The following is a 12,391-nucleotide window of genomic DNA, read 5'->3' on the forward strand; positions in this document are numbered from 1 at the left end:
GGTACGCTGCCGCTGGCCAGCTCGCCGCCTGACGCCTGCCCCCATCCTCTACAATAACTGCTCTATCCGCAACCCGATTGGCCCGACCGGGCAATGAAGATCCTCGAATACACCGGCCTCGCGCTTACCACAAGGTTGTCGAGGCGATCGGCCGGGATGATTTCCGGGCAGCGCAGGTCAAAAAGCTGGCGAGCCTGACACATGGCAAGTTCTACCGCGCCCGCATGGATGACGCCAACCGCCTGCTGTTTTCGCTCCTGCGCCACCAGGGCGAGGTCGGCTGGTCGAGGCGCTGCTGGAGCGCGGCGCGGAGCGCGACTACGCGTACAACCGCATGCTCTTCAGGCGCTTTGAGCAAGGGTGGTATCAGTTCAATCCGGCGTTATCGGTGCGACGGCGGATGCAGGGGAAGGAAGTCTGGGTGCCGGTCGGCAAGGCCCGAAGCTGGTACCAGTGGCCCCGCCCCGTCGGGTTTGATCGTCCATTGAGCTTTCTCTGATTCACGGCAGCGTCCGTTGAGATGACGTCGATTCCTGCCACCTAATCGGAGCAATCCGATCCCTGCCGCTGCGGGCGCTGGTTATAAAGGAGCTCACCTGTTACGCGGCGGGAAGTGCTCCATGGAATCTGATCGCATCTACCTGAAAACCGGCGAGGAAATCGGTGGGCGTGCCGGTGCCACCATTGCCCTGACACCTTCGGCCGACAAGCGGCGCGTGACACTGCCGGTGCCGCCTGACAGGGTGATTCCCATCATCTTTCTGCCGGGCATCATGGGCAGCAATTTGCGCATGAGCCGCACGCGCCAGGCGGATACCAGGCGCGCTGACAACATCGGATGGCGCCCCGACGACCTTCGCGACACCCTGTCCCGTCGCAAGGATTCTCCAGCCCAGCGGCAGCGGAACTTCGATCCCGACGAGACCGAAGTGGACCGTTATGAAATCACCGAGGATGCCGGCAGGTTCGACATGACCGGCGCGCAAACGGTGGACTCCGACCAGCGGCACGGCAATGTGCCGGACGGACTGCCCAATATCGGCTTGCTGATGAGCGCACCGTTGCCGCCGGCCGGCGAGGAATGGAAAGCCAGGCGCGGCGATCATGAATCCACGGCCGCGCAGAAGGCGCGCTGGCGCGGATGGAGCGAAGTCATGTTCGACACGTACGGCACCGTGATCAAGCTGCTGGAGGGGCATCTGAACGACATGTTGGTGCCATCGTCCAGAGAGCTCTCGCCAACCTGGAAGCAGGGCAGGAAGGTAAAGGTGCTGGGTGTCGATCCCGCCTGCTGGGGCGGCGCCGGCGATGCGCTGACCGAGGACGATATCCTGCGCGTGTCGGACTGCTGGTACCCGGTCTACGCGATGGGCTACAACTGGCTGCAAAGCAACGGCATGTCGGCGCGGAAGATTGCCAGGCGCATCGACGAGATCATCGGCATGTACAAGGCCAACAAGCGGAAGTGCGAGAAGGTGATCGTGGTCACCCATTCCATGGGCGGACTGGTTGCGCGCGCGCTGCTGCATCCGGAATACGGCAACGCGAAGGACAAGATTCTCGGGATCTACCATGGTGTACAGCCAGCACTCGGGGCCGGAGCGGCCTACAGGCGCGTGCGCGCGGGCTTCGAGGCGCAGACCAGTCTGTCCGGGGAACTGACCCGGGATGTCCTGGGCAGAACGGGCAAGGAAGTGACGGCCGTGTTTGCCAATGCCTCCGGGCCATTGGAGCTCTTGCCGAGCGCCTCCTATCCGCGCGGCTGGTTGCGTCTGCAAACATGGGACTACCGTCAGGTAATGGCTTTGCCGATCGTATCGGACGAACCATTGAAAGCGTACCGGGATGATCTGGAACTGCACCGGACGCTGGGCGTGAGCAAGCCATCGGCACCGGTGGCTGTTGGCGATCCGGTCTATGACATCTATGGGCGCAATCCACAGGCATGGTGGCGGCTGCTGAATCCGGAGTGGATCAATCCTGCCGACAAGAAGTATGAACGTGCGGATCCGTACGCATTGGCGAAACTGCGGATTGCCGATGCACTGGACTTTCACAAGAGCATCAAGGACCTGTATCACCCCACCACTTATGCCAGCTATGGCCATGACAGTGACCAGAAGGCCTACGGCAGTGTGACCTGGCGCGCGGACACTACCGATCTGGCGCCGCACGGCGACCCACTCATGTGGACGCTCGAGAGCGAGGACGCCGAAGGCCGCATCGTGGTGCGCACCAGGAGCGGTCAGCCGTTGACGCTGCGCGTGGATCCTCCGGAGGACGCCGGCGATCAGACGGTGCCGGCCACAGCCTCGGCCGAAGCCGTGCGCGGTACGCTGTTCCGCCAGACTGGCTATGAGCATCAGGACAGCTATAAGAACCACCTGGTATTGGCCAGCACCCTGTATTCGATCATCAGGATCGCCAACACTGCCGAATGGTGGGATCAATGATCCGCCGAGCGCTGACCATAAGCTTGGCCGCGTTGCTGGCCGTGGCCTGCCAATCGCATACCTATCCGGGGAAGAACATGTCGGAACCCGCTGCACTGTCACCGCGTTTGCAAACGCTCTTTGCCAAGACCAAGCAGGTATGCGTTGGACGCTACGTGATGGAAGTCCCGGCCGAAGCCAGGGTGCTGTGGGGCTTCCAGGAGTTTCCGGGAAAAATCGTCGCGCACATTGGAGCCGCTGGCGAACTGAAGGAGATGGCGCAGGCGTATCGCGACAAAGTGCTTGCGGCAAATAAGACTGCAGAGATCTCCTATTTCGGGCCGGGACCTATTCACAACAGCATCGAAGTTCGATCGTTTGAAAGCAAAAATGCCAGGACATATGGAGTTGAAAAGGCGAGGACTTTCGTCTCAAATGGCGCACAGCTGTTTGAATGGTTCTATGGCGGCGAGGAGCTCGCCCCTCTGGTGGCCGGCATCCGCGCACGCGACAACGCCGACATCCCACCCGCCCCAGGCGTCTGCATCGACCACGGCTTCGTCGCGGACGCATCCGGCACATTCCAGGAAATCTTCGGCGCAGGCATCCGTCTGCCAAGCTTTCCGGATGTCAGCTTTTCGGTGGACTCCAACAAGCTGGCGACCGTGGACGACGCCGATGACGTAGGACTGCTGGCCTCGATCGCGCAGCAAAAGAAGGATCTTGGCCACCGCTATCCAAAACTGACGACCTTGCGGGAAGGCAAGCGTACGGTCGGCGTCTGGCAGGGCGAGGAATCTCTGGTCCGCCGTGCGGATGGCACGCACGATTTCGAATGGGAGGCAGTCGGCAAGGAACGCTCCACGCTGCACCCCGCCTGGATCAACGCGAAGATGTACTCGAAGGTGGCCGCCAATCGTATCGGCGCCGCAGGCACGGCATCGCTGAGCGACGAGGAAGCCATTGCCCTCTGGAACCGGCTGCTGGATGGCGTGCGCTTCCGCGTCAACGCGCCGCCGACGCAGACGGGGGCTCCGGTCACGGTGCGCTCGGGCGAGACCACTCCCTTGTCCGGCATGTGGCGCGCCTCGCTTCCGCCCGGGCATCCGCAGGCGGCGTGGGTGGCCAGCAAATCCGGCATCGTCTGGCAGAAAGGGATGCCGATGGTCCGCTTCGGGCTGTCGCCCGCCGACGAAGCGCTGGTGGTGTGGACGTGGATGGGGGTCGCCAGTGAATGAGCCATTGCGCTGCTGCACGACGGGGGCTGGCTGTCTAATACACCCCCGGCACCATCCGCCAGGTCCGCCCGCAGTACGCCGCATACGCATCGCCAAACTGATCCAGCAACAACGCCTCTTCCGCGCGGATCCGCGCGACCAGCACGGGCAACATCGCCAGCGTCAGCAGCACCCCAACTACTGAGCGGAATCCGAGTACCCACCCCAGCGAACTGACCATGAGCCCGAGGTAGCTCGGATGCCGGATCACGCCGTAGATGCCGGTCGTCACCAGCGTGTGCCCGGGCTGGATCGCCACCAGCCCGCTGAACCGGCGCCCGAGCACGAACACCGGCCACAAGCGCAGCACGCCGCCGGCGGCAAACAAGGCCACGCCGATCCAGCGCGCGGTATCGCCGTCCAGCGTCCAGAAGCCGGTGCGGTCGGTATAGGCCGGCAGGTACGCCGCAAGCAGCCCGAGCGCGCCGAACGCGCCCAGCACCCAGCGGTTGCCGCGGTCTTCGCGCATGCCGCTGCTGACGTTGCCGCCGGAAAACAGTGCGGCCACGGCCAGTGCAAACAGCACGATGGCGAGGGCCACGCGCGCGGGATGCGCAAAGAAGGCGCCGATGCCGCCCCAGCCTGCGATCGCGAGGGCCAGGTAGGCAACGGTGCCGGCGAGGGTGGCGAATGCCAGGCCGGGAGTCGGGCGCATGGAGACCTCCGCTGCGACGATCGATGCACCGGTGTAGCGTAAGCCCGGCATGGCGGGCTGTCGAGCGGGCCTGATCGTGCTTAAATTGCGGCTTTCGCCCCGCTGTCGGATGCCTCCGGTGTCGCTGGGGCACCATGAAGCGCCAACGCCATCCCGCCATGCCACTGATCGATATCCAGAACCTCCAGCAAGCCGCCTACGCCTTCGGCGAGGCCCGCAACTGGGGCAAGTACCACAGCCCCAAGAACCTGGCGATGGCGCTGAGCGTGGAGGTGGCCGAGCTGGTCGAGATCTTCCAGTGGCAGACGGAGGATGAGTCGCGCCAGGTCATGTCGACGGACAAGCGCGAGCATGTGGAGCAGGAGCTGGCCGATATCACCATCTACCTGACGCAGCTGGTGACGGCGCTGGGCGTCGACCTCGATGCCGCGATCCGCGCCAAGATGGAGGTGAATGCCCGGAAGTATCCGTTGCCGGAGTGAGTGGGCGGGTTGGATTGGATGACATTGCGCGACGGCGGCCTGGCCTCATGAGGCGGGTGCTCCTGTCGCCAGGATGCACAGGAACAGCACGGCATTCAGCATCGACAGCCCCCAGACCGTCAGCGCCATGGCCGATGCGCCGCGCAGGCGCTCGCGCACGCGGTGCGCGCCCGGCAGCCATTCCCCCCGCGTCTTGCGGGACCAGCAGCAAATGCCCGCGCTGCACATGCCCAGCCACGCCAGCGTGCCAAGCGATTCCCATCCGGTTTGCCGCGGTGCCTGCGTGCCAGGCCGCGACGTACGCAGCGGTATGGAAGCCGGGGGCGGACGATCGATCGCGACACGGGGGACGGGGTCTTCAGGCGTTTTCGACTCGGCTACGGGACCAGGCTGCGGCTGTGGCTGCGGCTGCGGCGCGATGACCCGCGGATCGGGCTGCGGCCGGATCGGCCGCGTTGGCTGGGGCACCATCCCTGGTGCCGCTTGCGGCTCGTTCTTCGCAATGTTGCGCACAGGCACCTCGGACCCGTTGGCTTGCGGCGCGGTGGCGCGCGGCGCCGGCTTGCGGTGCCTGTGCGGGCGCCAGCTGGCAAAGACGCTGTCCAGGCATGCCACCGACGTGCAGGCATCCCGGCGCCGTCGCCATGCGCTGACCTCGTCCTGCCCGATTACCCCGGCGCGCAGCAGTCGCTGCTGCTGTGCATGAATGCGTTCGTGATTGCGATAGAGCATCGCGTAGTCGCAGATCAGGGTGGCGGCGCTTGCTTGCCGGTTCTCCCTGCATGGGTTACCGGAGGCGAACAGGTCGTCGCAGCGCGCGGCCGGGTGACGCAGCGCGTTCTTGCAGGCGATATCCGACGCCTGCGCACCGGCGGTGAGCAGAAGGTTGATCGAGATGCAAACGGCCAGATGGCCCGGAAGCCTTGTCATGCTGTCGCCCCGGGGCAAGCCGAGGGAGGCGGCGCAAGCGGGGGCGTCGATGGGCTCCTATTCTGGGGCGCTGTGGCGGATGTTCGGTGCGGTCGCGCACGGAACGGCAGGGGTATCCCGGCCTGGGCGCAAGGCCATGACCGGCGTTACGCCAGGATCCAGAACAGCACGATGCTGTTCACGGCGATCAGTCCCGCCGATACCAGCACGATCCGCGTCGCGGTCCGCGCCCGTGCGCGCCGGCGCGCGGCATCCGGCAGCCATCCAAGCGGCCGCCTCCGGTACCACCGGACCACGCACGCACCGCACAGGGTCAGCCACGCCAGCGCGCCAAGTGGTTCCCATCTCCCTGGCAAGGATCCCTCTATGGGGTAGACGGGAGTCCAACGCGTGGCGGCCCCGGGGGGCGGCTGATTGATCGCTGCCGGGGCAGTGGGGCGCTTGGAGGGTTCTCTCTGGGTCACCGCTTGGGGCGGAAGTTGCGGCGCCGGTGGTGCGATGGTCTCCGGGAGCGACCGGTTCTTCGCGACAGGGGCGACGGGTTGTTGCCGGCTTTCTGCAGGCACCCTGGCCTCAGGCGTCGGTTGCGGCGTGGCTGGGGAAGCGGCCCGCGCCGGGGCAGGCTGCGTGTCCCGCTGCTTCTCCTGCGGCTTCTCCCGCGACACCGCCTTCACGACAGGCGGAGGCTGCCGTACTTCAGCCGTCTGCCTGGCAGCATCCGGCTTGGTCTTCCTGGCATTGCGCGCGGCTTTGTCGGGCTCCGGCGGCGCCTGGGCGGCGGGCGAAACCCGTTTCTGGCTCGTGTAGTCGCGCCAGTTGGCAATTACCCGGTCCAGGCACGACACCGATGTGCAGGCATCACGCAGCCTTCGCCATGCAGCGATATCGTCCGGCCCGATCTCTCCGGTGCGCAAGCGCTGCAACTGCTCGGCGTAGACGCGTTCATACGCGCCGCGGAGCATCGTATAGTCGCAGATCAGGGCGGCGCCACTCGCCGGCCTGTCCGCACGCCTGCACGCGTTCTCTGCGGCCGACTGGCCGTCGCAGCGGGCGGCCTGCGGGGCCAGCGCATGATGGCAGGCAATATCCGAAGCCTGCGCACCGGTGGTGAGCAGAAGGCTGAACGCGATGCAGGCGGCCAGTTGGCCAGGAAGCCTTGCCATGCAATTGCCCCGCGTTAGCGGGTTACCGTGCGCCATGGCGCCGAAGGACTCCTATTCTCGGCCTGCGCAACGGATGCTCCGTGCGTTGGCGCACAGAATACAAGCGTTTCTGGTGGCGGAGTGCGGCCCGAAGGGTGAGCCAGAGGGGAGAAAACCAGCGCTGCCCAGCGCTGCCTAGCGCCGCCTAGCGCGCTGCCTAATCGCGCGCGATGTTGCCGACCGCGGCGCGAACCCAATCGAACCCGATGCGCTCCTGCTCCAGCCTCAGGTTCTTGCGGATGCGGTTGTCCCGCAGGTCGTCATAGAGCGCCTGCTCGGCGGCGCTCAGCCCGGGCAGCTCCCGCAACGTCTGGCTGTCTTCCAGCCCCCATTGCGCCTCGAACGCCATCAACGTTTCGCGGTCCATCAGCAGCGATTCGGCATGCCCGAACACGCCGCGCAACTGGCTGAGGATGGCAAAGCCGTGGGTGTCGATGTCGCCCCAGTAGCAGAGCCGGCAATCCGACAGCCAGCGCGCGCCGGCGAGCAGGCTGAAGCCATAGCCCGCGCCAAAGATCACCAGGCCGGCGGGTACCTCAGGGAAGGCCAGGAAGTTGGTTTCGTTCTCCGTGATGAACACGCGCGAGACGCCGGGTTCCAGCGCGGCGAAGCTGTCGGCATCCAGGGTGACGTCGTGCGTTGGCGCGTTGCCCGGCAGCGTGCGGTTGTTGCGGTCGAGGATGCGGAAGCGAATGCGCAGCGGTTTGTCGAGAAAACCATAGCGCGCGGTGAACTGGTGGATGCCGGAGTGCTGCGGGGCGATGGCGTCTGGCTGCAGCGCCAGGTCCAGCAGTTCGGCCAGCACGCCGCGATGCGCTTCGAGGAACTTGGTATGCACGCCCGGAAGGTCGACCTGGCGCAGGTAGACGCCCGGCCTCGGATGCCGCTGCAGCCAGCCGACGATGGCCAGGAGCCTTTCCCAGGCGTCGTGAAGCTCCAGCGCGCGCAAGGGGCGCTGCGTCAGCCAGGGCAGCAGCAGCGGCTGCATGGCACGCGTGGCCGCTGCCATGGCGGCGAAGCGCTCCACCTCCCGGCGTTTGCCCAACAGTGCGACGGCATCTTGCGGTGTGTCGATCCACGCGGCGCATGGCATCGCATTGGCGCCAAACGTGCGATGGCGGAATTCGCGCATTTCCAGCCGGCAATGCGGCAGTTGCCGCAATTCGCCAATCCAGGTGCGCGCCGCCTCGAAGCGCTCCGTCAGTTCGCCCGACGACGGTGCGCGCAACGTCAGCCGCCTTGGAAACAGCACGTCCTGCGGGTCCGCGCTGACGAGCGCACGCAGGATGTCGCCCTTGTCCCAGAGTCTTTGCACCTGGGCGCGCAAGTCGGCGGGTCGGCTCCAGTTCATGCGGTCAGCCTGGCTTTCTCGGCGCGATACTCGTCGATGGTCAGGTTGCGCACCTTGGAAGCGCGGCCTTCGTCGTTCTGCACGAATGCGACGCTGGACACATACGGCTCGATGATGTGGATCTTCTGCAGCGGCGTCACGATCAGCAGTTGCAGGTTGAGCTTGGCGAACAGCCGCAATCCGTATTGCGCCGACTCGTCCGAGCCGCGCCCGAAGGCTTCGTCGATCACGACAAAGCGGAACGAGCGCGAACGCACCGCGCCCCATTCCAGCCCGAACTGGTAGGCCAGGCTCGCGGCCAGGATGGTGTAGGCGAGCTTTTCCTTCTGGCCGCCTGACTTGCCGCCGGAGTCTGAGTAGTGCTCGTGCTCGGCATCGTCCTCGCGCCAGCGCTCGCTCGCCCCGAAGACGAACCAGTTGCGCACGTCGGTCACCTTGGCGGTCCAGCGCCGGTCCTGGTCGGTCTGGCCGGTGCGGCCGCGGAAGCGTTCGATGATGCGCTTGACCTGCAGGAACTTGGCTTCGGAGTACTGGCTGTCCTCGGAGCCGGTCAGCGCGCCCTCGGTGCAGGCGCGCAGCTCGGACTGGAAATCGCGGATTTCGGCATCGGGTGTGAGCTGTGCCTCCAGCCGGATGTAGCGCCCGGTGTTGTAGTCGATCTGCGTCAGCGATTCATTGATGCGCTCCACGCGTTCGCGGATGGTCTGCTGCTCCTTGCCGAGCTGTGCGTTGAAGTTGGCGATCTCGTTGATGGTGTTGACGTTCAACAGCTCCTTGAAGCGCGCTTCGAAGCGCGGCAGGTCGTCGGCGCGCAGCTTGTCGAGCATGCTGCGGTATTCGAAGCCGGCAGCCACGCTGGCGTCGACCTCGCTGGTTTCCAGCTTGTAGGCTTCCTTGTAGGCCGACATGGCCTTCACGATGCTCTCGCTGAGCCGGCCCAGCCGCTTGCTTTCCGCATCGAGCCGGTCCTGCAGCGCGTTGCGCATGTCGCGCTCGCGGCCATCGCACGCTTCGACGGTCAAGGTGTGCTGGCCCAGTATCTCGGCGCGCAAGGCGTCGATGGTCTCGGCCGGCACGGCCACGGCGGACTCGGCTGACTCATCCAGGGTTGCCTGCGTCTCGGCGCGCAACGCCAGCGTATCGCTCTTGCGGCCCTCCGCCTTGGAGCGCTTGTCGCGGTGATCCTCCAGCTGCTTCTCGGTCTCTTCGAGTGCTGCCTGCACTTCGCCGAGCCGGTCCGTCAGCTGCCGGAGCACGTCGGAGGCTGATTCGAGCTGGCGTTTCTCTTCAGCCAGGCGCGCCGCCTCGCGCGCCGGCGCCTGCCAGTCGAGTTCTTCGTAGTCCGCAAAGATGTCGAGCTGCGACAGGGCCGTGAGCTGCTCCCGCAATGCGTCGCGTTCCTTCGCCAGCCCGCCCATCAGCGCGAACCGTTCCGTCAGCCGGGTTTGCAGCACGCGCGCATCGTTTTCCAGCGCGGCGATCTTGGCGGCGTTGCTCCATCCCAGCACGTAGCGGCTGCGATCGTCCAGGCGGTGGCGGTCGTCCTTCTCATGCCGCTCGCCGGGCATCTTGACCTGGCCGGCGCGCGTGACCGCGCGGGTTTCGCGGCGGAACTGCTCATGCGTCGCGCAGCACGCCACGTCGAAGCGCGCCGCTACCTCGCGCTCGAGCCAGCCGTAGAACGGGGAATCGGGCTTGATGGCGAGCTTGCGCGCGAGCGAATCGCGATGCAGTGCCGCGCCGTCCGTCCTGGCGCCCTCGCGCACGCGGAAATAGACCAGCCGGCCCTTCAGGTGCGTGCGGTCGACCCATGCCGAAATTTCGGGGTAGCGCGCATCGGGCACCAGCAGCGACAGGCCGAAGTTGTGCAGCAGCCGTTCCGCGGCGCCTTCCCAGTCACGCTCGTCGTCGCGGACCTGCAGCAGCTCACCGGCAAACGGCATGTCGTCTTCGGGCAGCGACAGGGCCTCGCACATGGCGCTGCGCATGGCGATCTGGGCGGCCGGGATATTGCTGCGGCGCGCTTTCAGGCTGCGGATTTCCTCGCGCAGCGCATCATGGTCGGCCTTGCCCTGGCGCAGCGTGACGCCGTGCTCGGTCAGGTCGTTCTCCAGCGCGGCTTCGCGCGATTTTGCTGCCTCCGCCAGCGTGGCGAAACGCGCTCTCAGCGCAAGGAAGGCCGGCTCGTCCTGCGGCGGCAGCTCGCCGACTGCGCGCACCAGCTCGCCATAGCGTTCGGCCTTGTGCCGGCGCTTCGCGCTCTCGTCGGCCTGCGCGCGGATTTCCTCGGCGAGCCGGCCGATGCGGTCGCCGCCGTTCTCGGCGATATGGCGGCGCAGTTCGGCTTCGTCGTTGCGCTGGGCCTCGCGGCGCTCCTGCAGGCGGCGCACGTGCGTGTCCTGGCGCTCCCATTCCTCGGTCAGGCCGGCAATGCGCTTGTCGAGCAGGCCCAGCTTGAGCTGCGCGAAGTAAGGGCGCAATGCCTCGCGGCAGGCGCGCAGTTGCTCGGATGCGGCGACCAGTTCGGCGTGGCGCTCGCAATCCGCAACCAGCGGCGTGAGCATCGCTTCCTGGCGCTTGGCCTTGAGCACCGCTTCATGCGCGCGGTCGAGGTCGTCGAAGTGCCCGAGCAGCGCCCCGATGCGCGGCGCCACGTCGAACGGCTCCAGCATGTGGCTGCGCACGAAGTCGGTCAGGTTGCCGACTGACTTCATCGACACGGTCTGGTGGAACAGTTCGAGCGCCTGGTCGTTCTCGATGCCGAAGCGGCGGCGGAACCAGGCGCCGTAGGGGTTGAACCCGTCGAACAGCTCAGCTTTCAGTCCACGCAGCTTCTTGCGCAGCGCGGCGATGTCCGTGCCGAAGTGAGCGAAGTCGCCGGCGATGGACAGGTCCTGCTCCGCGCCGACATAGAAGCGCGCGGGCTGGCCGGTCGCGTCCTTCATCCAGAAGACCTGCGCCAGCGTCACGGTCTGGTCGTAGCCGGCGTTGTGGAACACGCCAAGGATGACGGAGTAGCTGTTGTGGTCGCGCAGCGCCACGGGCCGGGCGGTGCCGGTGACTTCATTGCGCTCCGACTTGTAGTGGCCCAGCACGTAGCTGCGCAAGGTCCGTTCGCGGCTCTCGGCGCCGGCAGCCTTGTTGTAGGCGATGCGCTGGGCGGGGACGAGCAGCGTGGTCACGGCGTCGACCAGCGTCGACTTGCCGGAACCGATGTCGCCGGTCAGCAGCCCGTTGCGGCCTTCGGGGCGGATGACCCAGACACGCTTGTCGAAGGTGCCCCAGTTGAAGACTTCCAGCCGGGACAGCCGGAAGCCGGACAGCGTGTCGTCGTCGGCAAAGTCGAGGCTCAGGTTCTGCGGCTCAGGCATTGGCAGCCCCTCCGTTCGGCCCGGCGGCAGGGGTGGCGGGCTGGCCGCTCAACTGGTACTGGTAGGCGGCCAGCCGCGCATCGAACTCGGACAGCCACTGCGCATCGATAAAGGCCTTCAGGATGCGGCGCACCTCGAACCCGGCCTGCCCGCCGGCGCGGGCGCCGGCCTCCGCTTTCAGCCGGCGCAGGAATCCCAGCTCCACGATCTTGTTCACGTGCAGCTCGATCTGGTCGATCAGCCTGGCCTCGTTGGTGCCGGCCGGCAGGAACACGCGCAGCAGTTCCGCGATCTCGTCCAGCGTCAGCACCAGCCGGGTGTCGCCGCCGGTGGCGTCGAACTCGGCCAGCTTCTTGCGCAACAGCGCCAGCGTCAGGCTGACCGGGAACGACAGCTGGCGCCGTGCGATCAGGCGCGGCGGGCGCGCGGTGCTGTCGTCCTCGCTGTCCGGTTGCGAGCGCAGGAATGCATAGCCCTCGGCGTCGTCGAGCACAAGCTCGAGCCCCAGGACGGCCACATAGTCCCGTACCGTGGGTTGCAGGCCGAGCAACGCATGCCAGAGGGCGGCATCCGCTTCGCGGTAGAGCACGCCCTTCAGCAGGGGCACCACCAGCGCCGACAAGGCGAGGTCGGGCGGTGCGCCGGCGCAGGCGGGCCGCGGCGTGTCATCGGGGTCTTGATCTGGCGTCAT

Annotated in this window: 9 protein-coding genes; 3 read left to right on the forward strand and 6 right to left on the reverse strand. The window is 66.4% G+C overall.

Annotated features, from left to right (window positions below):
- Positions 1 to 620 precede the first annotated feature (620 nt).
- Positions 621 to 2,453, forward strand: coding sequence for a lipase family alpha/beta hydrolase (locus JTE92_RS12390; protein ID WP_063239956.1), 1,833 nt, complete (start codon positions 621 to 623; stop codon positions 2,451 to 2,453).
- Positions 2,450 to 3,670, forward strand: coding sequence for a T6SS immunity protein Tli4 family protein (locus tag JTE92_RS12395; protein WP_063239955.1), 1,221 nt, complete (start codon positions 2,450 to 2,452; stop codon positions 3,668 to 3,670). The genes JTE92_RS12390 and JTE92_RS12395 overlap by 4 nt, the downstream gene beginning before the upstream one ends.
- A 34-nt stretch (positions 3,671 to 3,704) precedes the next feature.
- On the opposite strand, the gene JTE92_RS12400 is transcribed toward JTE92_RS12395, so the two are convergent.
- Entirely contained in the window at positions 3,705 to 4,364 is a 660-nt protein-coding gene (locus JTE92_RS12400; RefSeq protein ID WP_063239954.1) for a methyltransferase family protein, read from the reverse strand.
- Positions 4,365 to 4,522: 158 nt separating this feature from the next.
- On the opposite strand from JTE92_RS12400, the gene JTE92_RS12405 reads away from it, so the two are divergent.
- Positions 4,523 to 4,846 carry a nucleotide pyrophosphohydrolase gene (locus tag JTE92_RS12405; RefSeq protein ID WP_063240062.1) on the forward strand — a complete coding sequence of 108 codons (324 nt, stop codon included), beginning with the start codon at positions 4,523 to 4,525 and terminating at the stop codon, positions 4,844 to 4,846.
- Between the two features lie 45 nt (positions 4,847 to 4,891).
- On the opposite strand, the gene JTE92_RS12410 is transcribed toward JTE92_RS12405, so the two are convergent.
- The 5 genes from JTE92_RS12410 to JTE92_RS12430 all read right to left on the reverse strand — a co-directional run bounded on the left by JTE92_RS12410 (position 4,892) and on the right by JTE92_RS12430 (position 12,391).
- Positions 4,892 to 5,794 (reverse strand): hypothetical protein, encoded by a 903-nt coding sequence (locus JTE92_RS12410; protein WP_232353206.1) that lies wholly within the window; start codon positions 5,792 to 5,794, stop codon positions 4,892 to 4,894.
- A gap of 128 nt (positions 5,795 to 5,922) precedes the next feature.
- A complete protein-coding gene (locus JTE92_RS12415; RefSeq protein WP_063239952.1) occupies positions 5,923 to 6,975 on the reverse strand; it encodes a BAR domain-containing protein in 1,053 nt (350 codons plus the stop codon).
- Between the two features lie 160 nt (positions 6,976 to 7,135).
- On the reverse strand, positions 7,136 to 8,329 hold the full coding sequence (locus JTE92_RS12420) for a DUF3322 domain-containing protein (protein ID WP_063239951.1): 1,194 nt from the start codon (positions 8,327 to 8,329) through the stop codon (positions 7,136 to 7,138).
- Positions 8,326 to 11,700, reverse strand: a complete 3,375-nt coding sequence (locus JTE92_RS12425; RefSeq protein ID WP_063239950.1) for an ATP-binding protein — start codon at positions 11,698 to 11,700, stop codon at positions 8,326 to 8,328. Before JTE92_RS12425 ends, JTE92_RS12420 begins: the two co-directional genes overlap by 4 nt.
- Positions 11,693 to 12,391 carry a DUF4194 domain-containing protein gene (locus tag JTE92_RS12430; RefSeq protein WP_371136919.1) on the reverse strand — a complete coding sequence of 233 codons (699 nt, stop codon included), beginning with the start codon at positions 12,389 to 12,391 and terminating at the stop codon, positions 11,693 to 11,695. The genes JTE92_RS12425 and JTE92_RS12430 overlap by 8 nt, the downstream gene beginning before the upstream one ends.

The organism is Cupriavidus oxalaticus (assembly GCF_016894385.1).
In the GTDB taxonomy this organism is placed as follows: Bacteria; Pseudomonadota; Gammaproteobacteria; order Burkholderiales; family Burkholderiaceae; genus Cupriavidus; species Cupriavidus oxalaticus.

What these genes read in the sequence shown, in the direction of transcription:
- JTE92_RS12390 (WP_063239956.1), top strand. Translation starts at nt 621, where the DNA reads ATGGAATCTGATCGCATCTACCTGAAAACCGGCGAGGAAATCGGTGGG.
- JTE92_RS12395 (WP_063239955.1), top strand. Translation starts at nt 2,450, where the DNA reads ATGATCCGCCGAGCGCTGACCATAAGCTTGGCCGCGTTGCTGGCCGTG.
- JTE92_RS12400 (WP_063239954.1), bottom strand. Translation starts at nt 4,364, where the DNA reads ATGCGCCCGACTCCCGGCCTGGCATTCGCCACCCTCGCCGGCACCGTT.
- JTE92_RS12405 (WP_063240062.1), top strand. Translation starts at nt 4,523, where the DNA reads ATGCCACTGATCGATATCCAGAACCTCCAGCAAGCCGCCTACGCCTTC.
- JTE92_RS12415 (WP_063239952.1), bottom strand. Translation starts at nt 6,975, where the DNA reads ATGGCGCACGGTAACCCGCTAACGCGGGGCAATTGCATGGCAAGGCTT.
- JTE92_RS12420 (WP_063239951.1), bottom strand. Translation starts at nt 8,329, where the DNA reads ATGAACTGGAGCCGACCCGCCGACTTGCGCGCCCAGGTGCAAAGACTC.
- JTE92_RS12425 (WP_063239950.1), bottom strand. Translation starts at nt 11,700, where the DNA reads ATGCCTGAGCCGCAGAACCTGAGCCTCGACTTTGCCGACGACGACACG.
- JTE92_RS12430 (WP_371136919.1), bottom strand. Translation starts at nt 12,391, where the DNA reads ATGACGCCAGATCAAGACCCCGATGACACGCCGCGGCCCGCCTGCGCC.